Raw genomic sequence first — 20,139 nt, forward strand, 5'->3', positions numbered from 1 at the left:
TATGTTGCAGTGCTTAAAATTTGCTTATCAGCTCTAGGTGTTGTCTTTTTTCTTTTCTGGAGTATGAGTATCATGAGAGTAATTTTAGAGCCATATATTCTAATTTTATATAATCTGTGATGAGCTAATAAAATGGTAAATTTATTAGATTGGTTATCGAATCAGGATGGTAATAAGTAGAGAACTTATGAACAAAATGAATATGTCTACAGTAGAAATTTACAATCGTAAGAATTATATGGGATTCGCCTGGTTAGTTTGGGGCTTGGCAGCTGCATTTTATTTCTCTGACTATATGGCTCGTGTTGCTCCGGGTGTAATGCATCGATACTTACAAATGGATTTTGGCATTAATGAGGCTGGCTTTGGCATATTGACCGCTTCATTTTATGTTCCTTATATTTTTATGCAAATACCTGTGGGACTAACCGTTGATCGCATTAGTATCCGTTGGTTATTAACCATTATGTCTATAGTTACTGCTTTTGGATGCTGTGTTTTCGGCCTTGCAGATGGACTAATGATGGCATCAGTAGGTCGTATGCTAATTGGTTTTAGTGCCGCTTTTGCTTTTGTTTGTTCTCTTCGACTCGCTACTTCCTGGTTTCCTCCAACAATGCTTGGTTTGTTATCCGGTTTAACCCAATCCTTGGGTATGCTGGGTGCCGCGGCAGGTGAAGCACCTGTTTCTTTTTTGGTCAGCAATGTAGGCTGGCGCCACAGCATGTTAATTATTGCTTTTCTTTTTATTGCATTGGCTGGGTTACTGTATCAATTTATTCAAGATAAACCAGGCGGGCACCGACATGAGGTCAGATCGGTGAACCGAGTAAGCATTTTGCAAAGTTTAAAGATTATCTTATCAAGTCGACAAACTTGGCTTAATGCTTTATACGCTGGATTCTTATTTGGACCTACTGCGGTAATAGGTGAAGCTATTGGCCCTGCTTATTTACAGTATGGACGTGGTTTAGGAATGCATGCAGCTGCTTTTGCTACAGGGCTTATTTTTATTGGTTGGGGCATCAGCGGTCCTTTGTCTGGCTGGCTGTCTGATAAAATGGGGCGTCGCAAACCGATAATGATTATTTCGGCAGCTTGTGGTGTTGTTTTGACCGCCTTGTTTGTTTTCTTGCCTAATCTTAGCCAAACTACTGCTTACTTGATATTTTTTGCTTTCGGAGTCACTAATACTGGTGTAGCTATTGCTTACGCTGTTTCAACAGAATTACATGATAGAAATGTAGTAGGAACCTCTATTGCATTCACTAATATGACTTCAATTTTTGTTGGTGCTCTGTTACAACCCCTGGTTGGACGATTGGTTGACATGGTTTCTGGTTCTCGCGCCTATAATGTTGAAACTTTATTGCTCTCGGATTTCCAGGCAGGATTAAAATTATTACCCTTATGTTCTTTAGTAGCCTTAGTTTTAGCATTTACTGTTAAAGAAACATACTGTAAGCCCGTCAAGCACGCATAATAGTGCTCAAATTTGACCGTTCAGCATCATTTTTAAAGGTGCTGAGCGGGAGTGTTTATTTCGTTTAGTTTCAATCTTCTTGCAATAGAATATCGCACTCTTAGGTTATTTACTGTTATACTTTGACCAGCGCTTTGCTGGACTCGAGTAATGCTGCTCGCAAACTAATAACATGGAGATAATAATGAAAAAACTTACAGGATTAATAATTATCCTGGCTGTTTTAATCCTAGGCGGATATTATGGCATGGGGGTTCTTACTGAAAGAACAATCAAAAAGAATATCGAAGTAATTAATCAATCTAATGGATTGTTTGCTCAAATAGAGCAATACAATAGAGGTTGGTTTAGTTCCGATGCCAAAATTAAATGGCGTTTGCATATTCCTGAGCGTGTGGTCACTGGTGACGACGGTAAGTCACAAACTGTTGCAGCCCAAGATTATCAAATGGAAATGCCAGTTAAAATCCATCATGGTCCTTTCATATACGCAAACAATCGCATCCGTTTTGGAATGGGTTATGCTGAAACTGTATTCGCATTTCCTGAGCAGTACAATCAAAAATTCGATGAGACATTCTCCAAAGATTCAACTAAACCTCAATTAGATTTAAATATTTTTGTAAACTACTTGAACAAGAGTACGGTGGAATTATCTCTTCCTTCATTTAAATTAATATCTAAAGATGGCGGTGGCCATTTTGATTGGATGGGGATGAACAGCAAGACGAAGATGTCTTCTGATATGGGTAGAGTCGAGGGTGATATCGTTATCGATGGTATGACGATGTCTAAAGACGATACCAAAGTGACTTTGGGTCAAGTATCAAGTGATTTCAATTTACATCAAACTCCTGCAGGACTCTATTTAGGCGATGCAAAGTTCTCCTTACCTAATTTTGATGTAACGGTTAAAGATAAAAAGATGTTTGAGATCAGAGATTTTACTGTCAGCTCCGATAGTGATATCCAAGACAAACTCTTTAGCACTCATTTTAATGTTTCTGTAAAATCTGTAGTAGCTAATGGACTGAACTATGGCCCCGGAGAGCTTGAAGTATCGCTGCGTAATCTTGATGCGGAGATTTTGGCAGATATAAACAAACAAGCAACGGCGATGCAAAATGGTACTGATGCAGAGCGTCAGAAAGCGATGATGGCTTTGCTTCCCGAAGTCCCAAAATTGTTTAACAAGGGCGCTGAGTTTGAAATTTCCAAGTTAAGTTTGAAAATACCTGAAGGGGTAATAGAAGGTAATTTGCTTGTTTCATTACCTCAAGGGGATAGTTCTAATCCATTTGAGATGCTCCAAAAGATCCAAGGCAATGCAAAGCTGAGAATGCCAAAAATATTAGTAAAACAGCTGATGCAGCAATCAGTGATGCAACAAATGTCAAAACAGCCTGATATGCAGCAAGCTTTGATTCAGCAAATGCAAAGCACTCAACAAGGAAGTCAACCTCAAGCGACCCAACCTCCACCAAGTCAAGAGCAGTTAGCGGCAATGCAAGCTGACAAACAAATTGGAGCCATGGAGCAAAATGGTCTGATTACAAGTCAGGATTCAGACTATGTAACCGAAGTTAAATTGGAGCAAGGTAAATTCTCCGTTAATGGAAAACCTTTTGATCCTGCAATGTTGAAATAGTTTTAGCTGTTTGGGATTGGGATAAGCTGCTCAATGCAGCTTATCCTGATATGTTTGGAAAGGAATTTTGATGTGCATCCGGTAAAGGGATAAACGGTATATATTGAATTTTAATGTAGTTTTTTCCGTTCTACCCTTGTCTCGAATTGCCCAATTCGGTAATATACCTTTTTTAAAAGGAGGAGCTAATAATAATGACAACAATCAGTAATGATGCGGGGGATACCACAGCATCACTAGCCGAAAGCGTAACTCACTCAGTACAAAAATATTTTTCAGAGCTTAAGGGAACTGATCCTGTTGACTTATACCAGTTTGTACTTGAAGAAATTGAGACCCCTCTCTTTCGTGCAGTAATGGAACATTGCAAGTATAATCAGTCCCGAGCTGCTATTATGCTGGGAATTAGTCGTGGAACTTTAAGAACTAAATTACGACGTTATTTTGATGATAAATACGTTGGTACACGTGATTAATAAATTCAAGATAAAAAAAATAAAGGGAGCTTGGCTCCCTTTATTTTTTTTTGTATTATCAAATATTTCGTAAACTTATTTTTTGATTGCCTTGTTTATCAAAGTTATTCGGCTCTAACCATTGTTTTAATTTTTCCTTTAAATCGGGCCATTCGTGATCCAGAATTGAAAACCACGCCGTATCACGATTACGATTTTTATAAACATTACTTTGTCTAAAGGTACCTTCGTAAGTAAAACCTAATCGTAAAGCAGCATCTTTTGATGCTTGATTTAATGAGTTACATTTCCATTCATATCTACGATATTTCAGAGTCTCAAAAGCATAATGCATCATCAAATACATTGCTTCAGTAGCCGCAGGAGTTTTTTGTAACAGTTTTGAGAAATGGAGATGACCTACCTCAATAACGCCATGTTCAGGATTAATGCGCAAATACCCACATATTCCAATCGGAGCTTGATTTTTACTATCTAATATAGCGTAAAGCATTGTATCCGATTCTGAGGTGGTACTAGTTAACCACTCTTGAAATTCGGCGCAAGAATCAAAGGGACCATAGGGTAAATAAGTCCACGAAGAACCATCATTATCCATCAAAAGTGAATCAAATAATGGCGCTGCATGTTTCGTAATATCCAAGGGTTCCAAAATACAATAAGTTCCCTGCATGCAGACTTTTTGCGGGTTTTCTTTCGGAAACAGGTCTTTTATTTCATTACCAATGACTTGCATAAATTCATTTTGGGGAAGCATAAAAAACTCTCATATCGCATCATTTGAGCCATTATATAGTGGGGCATTGGTTTTTGCGAGTAATCTGTTTCCTCTAAAATCCATTGCATTAAAAGAGCATAATGTTCCCTTAATATTCATTATCTATAATTACACCACACAATGTTAATAATTAAGGACTATCATGCCTAAATATACCAATACTTCTCCCATAGATTTTGAGGACATTACTACAGAGACAGGAATAATGGTCATTTCTTATACGCCAGACGAGCCTCAGGGTAAGCCACGCGTTACTTATTATAGTTCCCAAAAAGATTTTGAGGATGGTTGGAGTGTGGATAATTGTTGTCCTTTAACGAAACAAACCCACTATATATCTGTGCCATTGTCGTCTCTAACCGCAGATCAATTAGCAAGTCTGTATGATCCTGAGCAGGAAACGGATCTTGAGCAGGATAATCCTGAGCAGGAGCATACCCTACAAGATACAACTTTGGAGATGTTTGCAGAAAACTCTTATGCCAGAGAGATTTTTAACAAGTCAATGAAGTTAAACCTTGAGGTTCAGGGCATTTTAGATGGTTTTAAGGAGAAAATTGCTTCTATCGGGGAGCATCACCAGCCAGCAAAAGGAATAGCTCAACAATTATATGATGACTTAATTAAACTTAAAGAAAATATCGTTAAAGAACCCACTAAAAATTCGGCATCTTTTCCGCAAAAGGTTAAAGAGCTGATCAGGGATGCAACTCCTGCACTACAGAGAGATTTAGGATGGGGAGATTACTTGTCTAATCTTGCCATAAAAATTTGCAATGCGGCAACAAAATTCTTTTCCGCTGGTTTTCATCAAGGCTTCTTTACAATTAAAACTTCTGCTGCAGTCGAGAGCGCTGAAGCTTTGGGGAACCAATTAGAGGAAGACCATCAAAACCGGAATCAAAAAATATAAATAAAAGGAAGCGCTATCTCGCTCAAGACCTTAAGAAACTTTGTCGAGATAGCGATTCTTTCATCTGACCATTAAAAATGGATTTTAAACGAGAAATCCATTGTCCTATTCATCGGCAGCCCCTGTGTAATTCTGAGATTGCCGGATTAATGATAACGTTTGCTACCTTTGCCATTGGCTATTTGGTAAGGCCTTTGGGGGGCATTGTTTTTGGTCATTTTGGGGATAGGGTAGGGCGTAAGGAGACCTTTACTGTTTCAATACTGATGATGGCTTTTGCTACCCTGGGCTTAGGATTGGTTCCCTCTTATTCAGTCATGGGAATGTTGGCACCAGTTTTAATTATTAGTTTACGAATTATTCAAGGCTTATCTATAGGCGGTGAAACTCCTGGTGCAATCACTTACGTCAGTGAGTCTTTTACTCAGCAGAAAGGTCTTGCCTGCGGCATCATTTTTTGTGCGTTGAATTAGGTTCAATAGTACATGCGACTATTGCTACATTGCTTTCTGCAGAGCATATGCAATCTTATGGTTGGAGAATTCCATTCATCATAGGGGGTGTTCTGGGGCTGTTGAGCTTTGCATTACGCAGGGAGTTGCACGAAACGTCGCAATTTGTCGCTGTTGAACAGGAACATGCGGTCGAAAAACTTCCTATCATTGTGGTATTTAATAAGCAGTTCGCCAGCGTACTGGTCGGTTTATTTATCACCGCAATTTGTGCTGTAATTGTGACGTCTCTTTTTTTATTTACACCTGCTTATTTCTCCAAAGTCTTACATTTACCTGCCAATGCCTATGTCTGGCAGCATACACTCGCTATTGTCGTTGGTTTCTGTTTAACTATTTTTTTCGGTTATCTGACAGACCGTATTGAGGTAAATAAATTAGTGATAGCACTGTCCTTGAGCACTTCATTGCTGGCATACCCCATATTTATTATTATGCTTCTTATCCTCAGTTTTATGCTGGTGCATTTGCTGCAAGTGCCCTTTTGCTTGGCTTTTCTGCGGGCATTACTCCCAGATTATTGAGTGAATTATTTCCTACTCAAATTCGCTATAGCGGCATCGCCGTAAGCTATAATCTGGGTTTTGCAATCTTCGGAGGCCTCACTCCATTTATATCGTTAACCCTTATTTATTATATGAGCTGGATGACAATACCTGCCATCTATTTAATTGCAGTGTCCTTATTGGGAGTCGTTTCATTAGCATGGCTAAGACGTAGTTATAAGCAGAGTTCTGATACGAAAAGAGCTGATTTAGACTATGGCAGTTTTGGAAATACCTAGATAAGCGAACAGCGAAACTTAGCCATTTATACTGTTCACTTTTTTAGGTACTGCTGTCAATTAGTGAAGGCGCAAACCTAAATGACCGAGAATACGTAACTTAAGACAGTTTATAATTTGCTATGCGATCAATATGTTCATTCTTTTCGCGTGCAGTGAGCAGAGCAGAATCGTCACAAACGTGTAATAAAATCATCTTTGAAATTTCATATGGGAAGCTTGAAAATCCATAATCTTTTGGTTTTCCTTTAAAAACCAGAAGACTATCAAGATAATTACTACGAGATTGTCGCATACTCGCCAAGGTTATATCTTTAATGATGAAAGGAATATCCAAAAGGCGTTTGGGCTTAATACCGCAGGGCATTACCGCATCCTTAAACATTAAATATCCACTGACTTTTACTTCAAGTATTCCCGGATGCATCTCCTCAAATTTTTTAAGCGTCGCTTTTTTGTTTTTAACTTGGAAAAGAACTCCTGGTGTTGTTCTCCAAGATTCTTGGGAGTAATTCATATTGACGCCAAATCTATTTTGGTGAAAATATTCGACATTTAATGCTGACATAAAATTTTCACTTCCCTCATCAATATTTTTAATGGATTGAATCAGGTAGTCCAGACATAATTGTCTGTGCTTATTAATGAGGAGGTCCACTTCTTGACATGAAATAGCGATTTTAGATGGCGATAGTTCTTTCCAATAAATCATTAATAAGTTGAGTAAATTAGGTATTTGCTCGTAACTATTACGTTGCAAATTACATGCTTGAATTGTTAATTGATTACTTTGTGATGAAGGAAGACAGATAACCCCAGAGATAGGTAATATCTGTATCAGTGTATTGAAATATTGTGCATGCTTAAATTTATCAAGTAAATTTGAGAAACTATCTGTCTTAAGCAATATTCTTGATTTGCCCTCTTCGGTTCTTGACTGAACAATACTAACTCCTGTAAACATCCCTGATTGAGTTAAAGCAGTTAGAATAGGAGTAGTATTGGGGGCATTTTCAGTAAGGAAACAGTTAGAAACAATCTGCTGATTTGATCTTATATCCCATTCTAGCGGGAGGCAATCAATACTCATCGCTTTTAAATAATGCTGTATGTGGCTAGTCAGTTCGCTGCAAAGCGTTAATCGTATTATCTCATCATTGTTAATCATATTTTCCCCAATAAGTTCACTAAAAGAACTATAGGGGAAAGAAATTAAGCCTTTCTTATCGGCCATTCGCATTTTTTGCATTTCCCATGACACACCTGGTAATCAGGTGCACATTGGGTCGATTAATTGGATTCGAAAATAAAATTTGCGGGTATGCCAGGACTTCCTTGTTTGGTTACTTCATTTTATGATTTGCCCAATACCAGCCCCTATTAATACCACTACCCAGGAAGGAAACTTCCAAAAATTAAGCAGCAGAAATGCTCCTAATGCGACACAAAAGTCAACAGCATTGTAAATTGCATTGGTCCAAACAGGATTGTACAAAGCAGCGAGAAGTAAGCCTACAACAACTGCATTTATCCCTTGCATCGCTTGTTTCATGGCTTGATAACGGCGAAGTTGTTCCCAAAAGGGCAAGACCCCAATAACTATCAGAAATGATGGCAAATAAATAGCGATGAGACAGGTAGACGCTCCCAATAGTCCATTGGGCGCCAGTTTTAAAATAGCTCCAAGATAGGCAGCAAAAGAAAATAAAGGACCAGGCCCCGCTTGGGCTGCTCCATAGCCTGCGAGAAACAGTTCATTGGTTATTAATCCTGCAGGAACCACCACTGATTGCAAGAGAGGCAAGACAACATGTCCTCCACCAAAAACAAGTGAGCCGGCACGAAAAAAACCTTCACAGATATAAAAAAAGTTATTGTGAGTGCTCGCTGATAGAAGAGGTAATAAAATAAGCAACGTAAAAAATAAAGAAAGGGCAATTATTCCAGAGCATTTGCTTATTTTTATTGGCAAATGAACATGAGGAAAGAGGGGGGCATTTTTTAAGAGAAGCCATCCGATTAATCCTCCACTTAGGATGACGCCCACTTGTCCCCATGCATTAGGAAACAGTACAGCAATCAATGCGGCTACTACAGCAAATAGTTTACGGATGAGATCCGGACAAAGCGTTTTACTCATCTGCCAAACTGCTTGAGCAACTACAGCGACCGCTATGATTTTAAGGCCATGCAGCCATCCTGCATCAAGTGCATTACCAATCTTGGTTAATCCAAAAGCAATAAGCACCAGAATAAGGGCAGATGGCAGGGTAAAGCCCAACCAGGATACCACAGCACCTAAATATCCAGCTCGTGATAATCCAATGGCAATCCCGACTTGACTACTTGCAGGCCCAGGCAAGAGCTGGCAAAGTGCTACCAGATCACTATAAGCATGTTCGTTAAGCCATTGACGTCTTTCGACAAACTCCTCTCGGAAATAGCCCAGATGCGCGACCGGGCCTCCAAATGAGGTTAAGCCAAGACGTAAAAAGATGAGAAAAACATCAATCGCTCTAAAAAATCTATTGTTGCTCCAAGTATGCTTCATATTAGGAACCTGGTAATTCTGCTAATGTGCATTTGTCCAATCATGCACCGTTTGCTGGGTGACTTATTTGGGGTAGAGCCCTTATTTGGCTCCAAAAGAGCTTATCATTTGGATATGAACAATACCATTTACAAAGTTAAAAACAGTGTTTTGGGGCATCCGTTTGCAATAAGACCTATTTCTATTTTTTATTCCATTTTTATATTAGTTCTTTCCAAAGAGGTGAGTTGCGCGTTTATAAATGTTTTTTCAGAAAAAAAGAGATTATTTTTTGCAAATAAGATAATCGTGGAACTCCTGGTTCCATATGCTTGGTTCGGTATATTCACGAAAATTGAACTAAGTGATTTCTCTAATTCTACTGAAACACCGGTATTAGGTAATAAATTATCCGGAGCGAGGGTCTTGTCTTCTAAAATAGAAAACAACCGTTTTTCTATTGCATCAGGAGCCTCACAGGTTATCAGTTCATCTCTTAATTTATTAAATAAGTCCTTGGCTCTTAATACCTTATACCAGGGAGTATCTAATAAATGATTACTAATACCATAGAGATTCCTGGTTAATTTTTTGGTTTTATTTATTACATTTGAATAATAAGTAATAGCCGCTTTATTCCCAACAACCAAATTGAATGGATTGTAATTATTAGAAACCCGCGCGATTTTTTTTACATAGGCAGAGGGTGTCGTATGGATGCTTTCGAAGAGAAAATTTTTTGCTAACAGCCCCCGTGATTGCATCAATAAATCATAAAGGTTAGGGTTTCGATAATTAGTTATCAGGGAAAAATGGCCACTTTTATTAACCCCAAGCCAAGTACCGCCGCCAACCAAATCTTTACCTGAAAATATATTGGGATTTTCCTGCCAATAATGAGCAGGGACGGTAGCTCTTTTATAAAACTCATCTCGATTGGATAAAATGATTAGAGGATATAGTGGATGTTGGTCTATGGCTATTAATGCAAGACACATGCTGCTCTCAACATATAATTAATGGGTTACATTAACTTTAGAACATCTTTGGATGATAGTCTTCATAACGGGACAGGAAAATGACCACTGCCTTTAAGTTAAGGAGTTTTTTCGTCATTCGGAGGAGCTTGCGACAAAGATATCTTAATATTCAGGAGATCTCTCGCTATGCTCGAGATGAGGTTTTTTCTTAACTTAATGGCGAAGGCCTATTTGAAGGATGCTAAGAGGCGTACTGGGAGGTTTATTTATAATTCTAGTTTTGTTTCTCTTCCAGCCAGCGAGTAGCTGCTAAGTATTTATTGGCCACGCCCAGTTTTTTATTGGCATTCTGTAAGTGAAAATTACAGGTCCGTTGGGTAATACCCAAATTCTCTGCAATCATCCCAATGCGAAAACCTTGCGCTGTTAACTCAAGGCACTGTTGTTCTCGATTGGTCAAATGTATTTTGGCCGCTTCATGCTCGGATAACAGTAGTTTTCTTAAGTAATGAAAATAACACTGCGTTATGGCCATCCAGTGATATTGTTTATTTTGCCAGAGTTCTAATCCGTTCTGCTGTACTCGCTGATGTAATACTAAAACGACAAGATCACCAGAGGAACCATGAACAGGGATATTAAGTCCCTTATCTATTCCAAAGTCTATAGATTCTTTACGTATCCGTTGCTCACGGCTATTTTTGGCGTGCGTTAATTGTTGATGCACATCCCAATAAACAGGAATAAGGGAACGTTCTGATGACTCGAGTGTCCTGTCGATGTCTGCATATTTTTGTTCTAAATAATGCTGATGCCATGGGCGTAAGGGGGGGCTGACCCAGTCATAAATGATTTGACCACCTGTTTTGGTATGATGTTTATAAAAGGTAAATGCAAGACTTGTTATACCTTCTTTAGCAAAGTACTCAATAAGGATCTGTTTTAATGCATCTACTGAAAGGCTTTCGGACATTCGATAGTTCACTTCATGCATCATTCCTCCAAAACCTGTCATAAAAGACAGGTTATTAATCTTTCTTTGATGCAATATTATACATCTTTTATCAAATAAATTCACTTTGGAGCTCATGGTGATAAAAGCGATACCTTTGATTTCTTTACTTCCTGGAGTTGCCCTTGCTACTGTTCTCACCAATAATATCCAAGGAGTTGGGCCTAATGGTAGTTTGAAACCTTATGTTTGTATTCAAAAAAATCAGTTGAAACTGGCTCCTGAAAAGTCAGTTGATGTAGGTGCAGATAATTATGTAGGGGCTGCACTCCGCTTCAATGGTTGTGAAATGAGTGATAGCTACTTAGGGTGGATGGACCTTAATTTAAGCAATGGCAGTAATGCAATAACTCGTTATCTACCTCCTGAGGGGGTCCATATTCAATACAGCAATCCTGGTATCGACATCAATGGACGGCTTAGCGGTTCTATAGCTTATACACCAATTGAAATGAATGAGGATTTAACAACCGCTCAGCCCGCTACTCACTGGCAATTTGCAGGGATTAATTTATCTGGTCTTGAATTTGGTAAGGTCATTGACCCTACAGTAGTTCCTAACCTTTCTATTCAGGATCAAAATAGTCCTTATTCTGATCTTAAAGATACTGCTTCTTTTATTGAAGTGGGCATGAATACCGTTAGAATCCCTGTAAGTTGGGGATATTTACAATTGGATGGGCCTGGTAGTGGTACTATCAACAAGGACTATTATCTCAATTATATTAAACCTCTTTTACAAACATTGACCAAAGCTAAAGTACATGCTGTTGTCGATTTACATGCCTACATGCGCTATTCGAAATTTGGTGAGCAGTATTCGGGGTGTTTTGCCAATGCTCCTTGTCCTGATGGTCGTTTAATTTTAGAGGATAAGGCTTATCAATCCGTATGGGGACAATTGGTGGCCCTTATCCAGGAAGACAACAGCATTGATAAAGAATATATTGTGATTGATCTGATGAATGAACCTGTCGCTGTTCCTGATGATAAAGTGTTTACAATCCAGGTCGCCTTGATAAAAATGCTTCGTCAGCAGCAATTTAAAGGTACTATTTTAATAGAAGGTAATAATTGGACCGGTCTCCACTCCTGGACAACCGGAGAATGGGTAGGAAGCGATGGGAAAACGTATACCAATGCCAGTTTATTTACCCGGGAGAATTTCGTTAAAGCCGGAATAATTGATTTATCCAATATTGTTATCAACGTGCATCAATATCTGGATAGTGATTATAGTGGTACTCATGATACTTGCCAGCAAGATCTTAAAACAACAGGTCCTAATGGATTTAATTTGGCTGCTTTTACTCAATATTTGGAAAAGAATAAGCTTAAAGCAATGGTTACTGAGTTTGGTACTGGGGCTAATGCTTCAAGTTGTAGCCAACCTCTTAATGAATTCATGCAATACATGCAAGATAATTCGGCTAAAGACAAGGATTTTGGTTTTGTCGGCTGGACTCTCTGGTCAACAGGGCATGGTTGGGGGGGCTACAACCTTCGCGTAAAGCCGGATTCTTATCATATGCAAGTAGTGCATCAGTATTTATAACCTAGATGATTGGGGTATAGTTTTTCCGTCTCGGAAATGGTCATCAATAAAATATCGTCAGTTTTTTAATAGAAGCTTAAATAAGTATCTATACGAATTATAAATGGATTGTTCGTCTTATTAACGCTAGCATTATAGGTAATCACATGAAATTAATTTGACTACTAGAGTTATTGGAAAATATTAGTAGATTTATCTTTTGAACCAAAAAACAAAACATACAGAACTGAGGTCAAAAATGTTCTACGGATGGAAGAAAGGATGGCTGCTTGGAGCTGCATTGATTGGCGCAAGTATTTTTTTACTTTGGTGGTACCTTCAACCCCAAGGTTTCGGTAAGGACTTTGCAAGTGGAAATGGGCGTATTGAAGCAGTAGATATTGATATTGCTACCAAAGTTGCGGGACGTGTCAAAGACATCAAGGTGGATGAAGGCGATTATGTAAGTGCAGGAGAAGTCGTCGCCAACATGGATACGGAAACCCTTGAGGCCCAGATTCGTGAAGCAAAAGCCCAAGAAGAACAAGCTAAAAGCAGTGTTGTTGCCTCTCAGAGTCAAGTAAGGCAACGCCAAAGTGAAAAGGATGCTGCCCTTGCAGTGGTTTCTCAACGAGAAGCTGAATTAGATCTATTAAAAAAACGATTTGAACGCACCCAAACTCTTGCTAAAAGAAATATTGCTACCGCTGATGCGCTTGATGAAGCTCGTGCCCACTTTTATAGCGCGCAAGCGTCCCTGAGTTCGGCGAAAGCCCAGGTTGCTGCCGCTGATACGGCAATAGTGACTGCTCAGTCACAAGTAATAGGGGATCAATTTTTAGTTGTTGCCCGGAAGGCAACCATCGAACGCTTGCAAGCTGATCTGAAAGACAGTGCACTGAAAGCACCGCGTGATGGGCGTGTTCAATATCGTGTTGCTCAACCAGGAGAGGTTCTCAGTGCAGGCGGCAAGGTATTGAACATGATCGATCTGAGTGATGTCTATATGAACTTTTTTTTACCGACAGATGAGGCCGGTAAAGTACATATCGGTGGAGAAGTTCGTTTGATTCTCGATGCAGCTCCTAAATATGTTATTCCAGCAAAAGTCAGTTTTGTAGCCGATGTGGCTCAATTTACTCCCAAAACAGTGGAAACAGCTAGTGAACGCCAAAAGCTGATGTTTCGTATTAAAGCAAGAATTGCCCCTGCCTTATTAAAAAAATACATTCACAGTGTCAAAACCGGTTTGCCAGGTGTGGCTTATATAAAGCTTAATCCTGATACGCCCTGGCCCAAAGAATTACAAGTGAAATTACCTCATGACTAGCACTTTAAATAAACGTTTTCCTCAACAAAACAGCATGGTAACAATCACGAATCTGAATTTAAAATATAATCTGAAATTAATTCTTGATGACATCAGCCTGGTACTGCCAGGTGACAAACTGATTGGTTTTATTGGACCAGATGGCGTGGGTAAATCGACTTTGTTGTCCATCATTTCTGGAGCCCATGTTATTCAATCAGGGAGAGTTGATGTTTTGGATGGCAATATGCAGGATGTATCCCACCGTAAAGCGGTCTGCTCAAAAATAGCCTATATGCCACAAGGATTAGGTAAAAATTTATATCAAACTCTCTCTGTCTATGAAAATATCGATTTTTTTGGTCGACTTTTTGGTTATGCAAAAGAGGAGCGAGAGGAGGTTATTTTAAATCTCCTCAAGGTAACTGGCCTATTACCTTTTAAAAACCGACCCGCGGGTAAGTTATCGGGGGGGATGAAACAAAAACTGGGGTTATGCTGTGTACTCATCCATTCCCCGGAGCTGTTGATTCTTGATGAACCAACTACAGGAGTAGATCCATTATCTCGCCATCAGTTTTGGCAGCTAATTGGACAAATTCGTAACAGTCATCCTGGAATGAGCGTATTGGTTGCAACAGCTTATATGGAGGAAGCGGCAGAATTTGATTGGTTGGTCGCAATGAACGCAGGTCGCATAATGGCTACAGGCACCCCACAAGACTTACTGCATCAAACAGAAACTTTAACCTTAGACGATGCTTTTATTGCTTTGTTGCCACAGGAGCAACAGAATGGTTATCAAAAAATAGTAATCCCTCCATTTAAAGATAAAGAAGAAGCTGAGGCGACCGTTGCCATTGAGGCAAAAGGATTAACCAAATCATTTGGCGATTTCACTGCAGTTGATCATGTGAATTTACATGTAGAAAAGGGGGAGATCTTTGGTTTTCTAGGCTCAAATGGTTGTGGGAAAACAACATTCATGAAAATGGTAACCGGTTTATTGACGGCTACTGAAGGAGAGGCGAAATTATTTGGTCAGGACGTGGATGCTACTAATCTACAGATGAGACAGCGTATAGGCTATATGTCCCAAGCTTTTTCTCTTTATTCAGAGCTGACGGTTCAACAAAATTTAATGCTTCATGCAAAATTGTTTCATTTACCAAGTGCTGATATTCCCGAGCGCATTAATTTTTTACTGAAACGCTTTGAACTTGTTGAGCATCGGGATTCGCTTCCTGATTCATTACCTCTTGGATTACGTCAACGTTTGTCTCTTGCGGTTGCGTTTATTCATCAACCAGAAATATTAATTTTGGATGAACCCACTTCTGGTGTTGACCCTATTGCCCGGGAGCTTTTTTGGAAGCTCATCATTGATTTATCACGCCATGAGCAAGTAACTATTTTCATATCGACACATTTTATGAATGAAGCGCTGCGTTGTGATCGTGTTTCTCTAATGCATGCTGGCCGTATCCTGGTTACCGATACGCCTCTTAATATAATTAAAGCCAAGAACTCTCAAACACTGGAAGAGGCGTTTATCAGCTATTTACAAGAGGCTTCCGGGACGGCTGAGGAAGAAAATAAACCTCTTTCATCTTTAATCCCTAATCAATTTCCTTCTCAATCCAGACAAGAGCCTACTCGGCAACGGTTTCAGTCTTGGCAACGTGTCTACAGCTACATGCGTCGAGAGGCGATTGAATTAATTCACGATCCTGTTCGGGCAACACTGGCTTTGATAGGCAGTCTTATTCTCATGATCGTAATGAGTTACGGTCTCAACATTGATGTGGAAAATTTATCTTTTGCTGTTCTTGACAGGGATCAAACAAACATCAGTGAAGATTATCAACTAAATATCTCTGGTTCGCGCTATTTTATCGAACAGGAACCAATTCGTGATTATGCTAATCTTGATAGACGAATGAGGGCAGGGAAACTGAGTTTAGCCTTGGAGATTCCCCCCGATTTTTCTAAAGATTTGAAACGAGGGAAGCCAACCTTAATAGGTGCCTGGATAGACGGAGCAATGCCGCAGCGTGCTGAAACAGTGCAAAGTTATCTCTATGCTATTCATTCACTGTGGTTAACTCAACTTACCAAGAACTTAGGGGGCAATGCTTTATTACCTTTTAATATTGAAACACGTTTTCGTTATAATCCTGACGTAAAAAGTTTACCGGCAATGGTCCCGGCCGTCATTCCTCTGTTACTAATGCTTATTCCTTCTATGCTGACAGCACTATCCGTAGTTCGTGAGAAAGAATTAGGTTCAATTATCAATTTCTACGTGACTCCGATTACCCGCTGGGAATTTTTATTAGGTAAGCTGCTACCTTATATTGTTTTAGCCTTATTTAATTTTTTGCTTCTCGTTATCCTGGCAATAGTGATGTTTCAAGTACCAATAAAAGGAAGCTTCCTCACCCTCCTGCTGGGGGCTTTTTTCTATGTGACTATAGCAACAGCGATGGGTTTTTTTATTTCAACTTTCATGCGCAGCCAAACGGCTGCAGTTTTTGGTACTGCATTGTTAACTATTCTCCCTACGACACAGTTTTCTGGCATGATTGAGCCTGTTGCTTCGTTAGAGGGAATAGGGGCTTTTATTGGAAGTATCTATCCTGTTACTTATTTTCTTACTATTTGCCGGGGTGTTTTTTCCAAGGGACTGAGTTTTAACGATTTGTATTTTGCTTTTTTGCCTTTAATTATCACCATTCCTATTCTATTTGGCCTTTGTCTTCTTTTTCTGAAAAAACAGGAGGCTTAAATGAAACGCTCAAATATACTGCAATTGGGTTTTAAAGAATTTAACAGTTTAATCCGTGATCCAATAATGGTGGTGCTCATTCTTTTTGCCTTTACTGTTTCGGTCTACTCTGGGGCAAAAGCATTGCCAGAAGTCCTGAACAAAGCACCAATAGCAATTGTTGATGAAGATCAATCAGCTCTATCTCAACGCATAACAGATTCCTTCTACCCCCCTCATTTTATAAAACCAGTAATGATTACGCCGGCAGATATTGATAAAGGTATGGATGAAGGTATTTATACTTTTATTGTGGATATTCCCCCTGAATTTCAAAAAGATTTATTAGCGGGCAGATCTCCAACTATTCAGCTTAATGTTGATGCTACCCGTCTGAGCCAAGCTTTTAACGGCAATAGTTATATCTACACGATTATTAATCAAGAAGTTAATGCATTTATTAGTCGTTATCGCGCCGCCCCCTTCTCATCAGTTGATTTAGCCATACGGATGCGCTTTAATCCAGCGCTCACCAAAGTGTGGTTTGGCGCTCTTATGCAGATCATTAATGAGATTACAATGCTATCTATCGTATTAACCGGAGCCGCTTTAATACGAGAGCGGGAACACGGCACTATTGAGCATCTATTGGTGATGCCGGTGACTCCTTTCGAAATTATGGTCAGTAAAATATGGTCTATGGCTCTGGTCGTGCTGCTTGCTTCCATTTTCTCGTTATTAATTGTTGTCCAGGGAATTTTATCAGTGCCTATTGAAGGTTCTCTGACTTTATTTTTTATCGGGGTAAGCCTGAATCTTTTTGCCACCACTTCTATGGGCATATTCATGGCAACAGTAGCACGTTCAATGCCCCAGTTTGCTCTCCTCTTAATTTTAATTTTGTTACCTATGGAGCTTCTCTCCGGAGGATTTACCCCTCAGGAAAGTATGCCGAAAGCAGTTCGATTTATAATGATGTTTACACCCACTCCTCATTTTGTCAGTCTGGCTCAAGCAATTTTATTTCGTGGTGCGGGTTTTCCAGTAGTATGGCCACAGTTTACTATTCTTATTCTCATAGGAGCGGCTTTTTTCACCATTACGCTTAGACGTTTTAGAAAAACAATTGGCATGTCTTTATAGAAATGAGACATAGCAAAATTGGATTATATTCGGAGGGGCGTGTAGCCCGTATTACACTGCGTCAATACGGGCTACTCAATTTTATTCAGCAAACATTGAGCTGACAGATTCTTCTACGTTAACTCTTTTGATGGCTTGGGCAAGCATATCTGCAAGGCTAACTACGCGAATTTTTTCACAGTTTCGCGCCTCTTCTGATAAAGGAATAGTGTCTGTTATTACAACTTCATCAAGTCCGGAGTGTTTAATATTATTGACGGCTGGACCAGATAACACTGGGTGAGTAATGTATGCTCGCACGCTTTTTGCACCATTTTTCTTTAGTTCATGCGCAGCAGTACATAAAGTTCCGGCTGTATCAACGATATCATCTACAATAATACAGTTTTTATCAGCAGGCTCACCGATGATGTGCATCACTTCCGATTTATTGGGCCCACTACGACGTTTATCAATTATTGATAGCTCTGCATCTTCCAGTCTTTTGGCCATTGCTCTGGCTCTGACTACGCCGCCGACATCCGGAGAGACAACCATAATATTACTTAAATTCTGGCTCATAATGTCTTCAAGAAGAATAGGTGTTGAATAAACGTTATCAACGGGCATGTAGAAAAAACCCTGGATTTGATCGGCATGTAAATCAACAGTAAGTACACGGCAAATTCCAACCGATGCCATCATATCAGCAACCACTTTAGCAGTGATGGGAACACGTGCAGAACGTACTCTTCGATCTTGGCGAGCATAACCAAAATAGGGAACAACAGCGGTAATACGCGCGGCGGAAGATCTTCTTAAGGCATCTGCCATAATCAGCAGTTCCATTAAGTTGTTATTTGAAGGAGCACAGGTTGATTGGAGCACAAAAACGTCCTTACCCCGGACATTCTCTAATATTTCAACCATGGTTTCCCCGTCGCTAAACGTTCCGACCGTAGCTTGACCAATGGGTATTTGCAAGTGAGAGGAAATCTTTAGTGCTAATTCAGGGTTAGCGTTTCCCGTAAAAATCATCATTGTGGACATGTGTAAAAAGCCTTAGATTAGGTGAATCACTTAACTTAAACACATAGCAGAAGACAGCCAGAAAGATATTATTATTATTTGAGCGATACGAAGAACGCATCCTTCCAGGGTATCTTCTGCCGTCTGTTTACTTGAATCAACAAGAAAGTGGCAGGGGTGCTAGGATTCGAACCTAGGTATGCAGGGATCAAAACCCTGTGCCTTACCGCTTGGCGACACCCCTAAAATTTGTAGATTCTTAATTCATCCTTGAGCTAAAATTTTTATCCCTGCGTTGTGCTGCGTATTTTGCAGTGGTTTTACGATGATGTCAACTTTAGAACGCAAATTAATTAAATTTTTAATGACGGATTTCCTAAGTTTATAAAATTTGTCTTTTCTATACCGCCTATTAGTTGGATTAAATTTAGGCTGCTGTTTTTTTATTGTACTTGGTTAATCTACTTATAACCGGGCGTTTATTGGTGAGCCGATTAGTTGAACCGTCTTTGCGAGCATTAGCGAAGCAATCCTGACTGAGTTAAAATTGAAATTCAGTTCTTTATTTATTCACTTGGTCCACAAAGACGACAGTTTTTTCGCCATGAGTGATAACGGAACTCTTATAAATTATACCGTCCAGTTTTTTATTACTACTTTAACCATTACTCCATTACCATCCAAGCGAATCATGCTAGGCAGATCAATACCCTTAACAGAGGTATATTTTGTAAAGTTAATGGTGTAACCATTTTGTTTTAATTGTACTAAATGATTGTATTTATCATGTTGTTCGGATTGAACTCCTCCCGGTGCCGGTAATCCTCTGACCCAATAGTAAAGATTATTGACTGGCAGTCTAATACCCGTTTGTTTTAGAAGCAATTCATCTGCATTGGTGGAGGTAGAAGTTTTAGCCCCATCTTTGAATGTGATAACACTGCCATTTTTGTTAATGACGACAGTACCACCGCCTAAAGGTCCCATTAAGCGTATTTGATAGGAGCTGGGGCCATGTTGTACCCAATTCATTGTGGCAGACCACCCTTTGGCTTTATTCTTGGCTGCCATTGCTCCCTGAATTTGCCAGGATGAAATAGTTGCTGTTTCAGATTTGCGTTTTTCCAAGGGAATCACTTTATTGGTCGGCAGTTCTTCAGCTGGCTGCGGGGGTGGGGCACAAGCGGTTAATAAACAAAAAGACAGGATACCTAAGTGTTTTGTAGTATTCATTACTCACCTCAATTCCATTTCTGTAGTTT

Annotated in this window: 17 protein-coding genes and 1 tRNA gene; 10 read left to right on the forward strand and 8 right to left on the reverse strand. The window is 39.5% G+C overall.

Annotation, left to right across the window (positions count from 1 at the left end; translation table 11 throughout):
* Positions 1–196: 196 nt before the first annotated feature.
* The 3 genes from LOX96_RS14185 to LOX96_RS14195 all read left to right on the forward strand — a co-directional run bounded on the left by LOX96_RS14185 (position 197) and on the right by LOX96_RS14195 (position 3,607).
* Positions 197–1,483, forward strand: a complete 1,287-nt coding sequence (locus LOX96_RS14185) for an MFS transporter (protein ID WP_250423276.1) — start codon at positions 197–199, stop codon at positions 1,481–1,483.
* 184 nt (positions 1,484–1,667) lie between these two features.
* A complete protein-coding gene (locus tag LOX96_RS14190) occupies positions 1,668–3,131 on the forward strand; it encodes a YdgA family protein (RefSeq protein ID WP_250423210.1) in 1,464 nt (487 codons plus the stop codon).
* A 194-nt stretch (positions 3,132–3,325) separates the two neighbouring features.
* Complete coding sequence (locus LOX96_RS14195) at positions 3,326–3,607, forward strand: helix-turn-helix domain-containing protein (RefSeq protein WP_018576070.1); 282 nt, start codon at positions 3,326–3,328, stop codon at positions 3,605–3,607.
* Between the two features lie 58 nt (positions 3,608–3,665).
* On the opposite strand, the gene LOX96_RS14200 is transcribed toward LOX96_RS14195, so the two are convergent.
* Positions 3,666–4,364 carry a GNAT family N-acetyltransferase gene (locus tag LOX96_RS14200; RefSeq protein WP_250423212.1) on the reverse strand — a complete coding sequence of 233 codons (699 nt, stop codon included), beginning with the start codon at positions 4,362–4,364 and terminating at the stop codon, positions 3,666–3,668.
* Between the two features lie 163 nt (positions 4,365–4,527).
* Between LOX96_RS14200 and LOX96_RS14205 the strand changes: the two genes are divergently transcribed.
* The 3 genes from LOX96_RS14205 (at position 4,528) to LOX96_RS14215 (ending at position 6,334) form a co-directional block, all read left to right on the forward strand.
* A complete protein-coding gene (locus LOX96_RS14205) occupies positions 4,528–5,298 on the forward strand; it encodes a hypothetical protein (RefSeq protein ID WP_250423214.1) in 771 nt (256 codons plus the stop codon).
* Positions 5,299–5,375: 77 nt separating this feature from the next.
* Complete coding sequence (locus LOX96_RS14210) at positions 5,376–5,771, forward strand: MFS transporter (RefSeq protein ID WP_250423216.1); 396 nt, start codon at positions 5,376–5,378, stop codon at positions 5,769–5,771.
* Positions 5,756–6,334, forward strand: a complete 579-nt coding sequence (locus LOX96_RS14215; RefSeq protein ID WP_250423218.1) for an MFS transporter — start codon at positions 5,756–5,758, stop codon at positions 6,332–6,334. The genes LOX96_RS14210 and LOX96_RS14215 overlap by 16 nt, the downstream gene beginning before the upstream one ends.
* A gap of 360 nt (positions 6,335–6,694) precedes the next feature.
* On the opposite strand, the gene LOX96_RS14220 is transcribed toward LOX96_RS14215, so the two are convergent.
* From LOX96_RS14220 to LOX96_RS14235, 4 genes are all read right to left on the reverse strand, one after another.
* A complete protein-coding gene (locus LOX96_RS14220; protein ID WP_250423220.1) occupies positions 6,695–7,843 on the reverse strand; it encodes a hypothetical protein in 1,149 nt (382 codons plus the stop codon).
* A gap of 99 nt (positions 7,844–7,942) precedes the next feature.
* Positions 7,943–9,145, reverse strand: coding sequence for a chromate efflux transporter (gene chrA / locus LOX96_RS14225; protein WP_250423223.1), 1,203 nt, complete (start codon positions 9,143–9,145; stop codon positions 7,943–7,945).
* Between the two features lie 188 nt (positions 9,146–9,333).
* Positions 9,334–10,122: an NRDE family protein gene (locus LOX96_RS14230; protein ID WP_250423225.1), complete on the reverse strand. Its 789-nt coding sequence runs from the start codon at positions 10,120–10,122 to the stop codon at positions 9,334–9,336.
* Between the two features lie 256 nt (positions 10,123–10,378).
* Positions 10,379–11,101 (reverse strand): helix-turn-helix transcriptional regulator, encoded by a 723-nt coding sequence (locus LOX96_RS14235; protein ID WP_250423228.1) that lies wholly within the window; start codon positions 11,099–11,101, stop codon positions 10,379–10,381.
* A 91-nt stretch (positions 11,102–11,192) separates the two neighbouring features.
* On the opposite strand from LOX96_RS14235, the gene LOX96_RS14240 reads away from it, so the two are divergent.
* The 4 genes from LOX96_RS14240 to LOX96_RS14255 all read left to right on the forward strand — a co-directional run bounded on the left by LOX96_RS14240 (position 11,193) and on the right by LOX96_RS14255 (position 17,869).
* Positions 11,193–12,671: a glycoside hydrolase family 5 protein gene (locus LOX96_RS14240; protein WP_250423231.1), complete on the forward strand. Its 1,479-nt coding sequence runs from the start codon at positions 11,193–11,195 to the stop codon at positions 12,669–12,671.
* Positions 12,672–12,909: 238 nt separating this feature from the next.
* Complete coding sequence (locus LOX96_RS14245; protein ID WP_250423232.1) at positions 12,910–13,980, forward strand: HlyD family secretion protein; 1,071 nt, start codon at positions 12,910–12,912, stop codon at positions 13,978–13,980.
* Positions 13,973–16,747 (forward strand): ribosome-associated ATPase/putative transporter RbbA, encoded by a 2,775-nt coding sequence (gene rbbA, locus LOX96_RS14250; RefSeq protein WP_348645855.1) that lies wholly within the window; start codon positions 13,973–13,975, stop codon positions 16,745–16,747. Before LOX96_RS14245 ends, rbbA begins: the two co-directional genes overlap by 8 nt.
* Positions 16,748–17,869 carry an ABC transporter permease gene (locus LOX96_RS14255; protein ID WP_250423235.1) on the forward strand — a complete coding sequence of 374 codons (1,122 nt, stop codon included), beginning with the start codon at positions 16,748–16,750 and terminating at the stop codon, positions 17,867–17,869.
* Between the two features lie 81 nt (positions 17,870–17,950).
* Here LOX96_RS14255 and LOX96_RS14260 read toward each other — a convergent pair whose 3' ends face one another.
* The 3 genes from LOX96_RS14260 to lolB form a co-directional block, all read right to left on the reverse strand.
* Entirely contained in the window at positions 17,951–18,898 is a 948-nt protein-coding gene (locus tag LOX96_RS14260) for a ribose-phosphate pyrophosphokinase (RefSeq protein ID WP_250423239.1), read from the reverse strand.
* A 148-nt stretch (positions 18,899–19,046) separates the two neighbouring features.
* Positions 19,047–19,121: transfer RNA gene (locus LOX96_RS14265), tRNA-Gln, on the reverse strand.
* Positions 19,122–19,507: 386 nt separating this feature from the next.
* Positions 19,508–20,110, reverse strand: a complete 603-nt coding sequence (gene lolB, locus LOX96_RS14270) for a lipoprotein insertase outer membrane protein LolB (RefSeq protein ID WP_250423241.1) — start codon at positions 20,108–20,110, stop codon at positions 19,508–19,510.
* Positions 20,111–20,139 lie beyond the last annotated feature (29 nt).

Source organism: Legionella maioricensis (assembly GCF_023618015.1).
Classification (GTDB): domain Bacteria; phylum Pseudomonadota; class Gammaproteobacteria; order Legionellales; family Legionellaceae; genus Legionella; species Legionella maioricensis.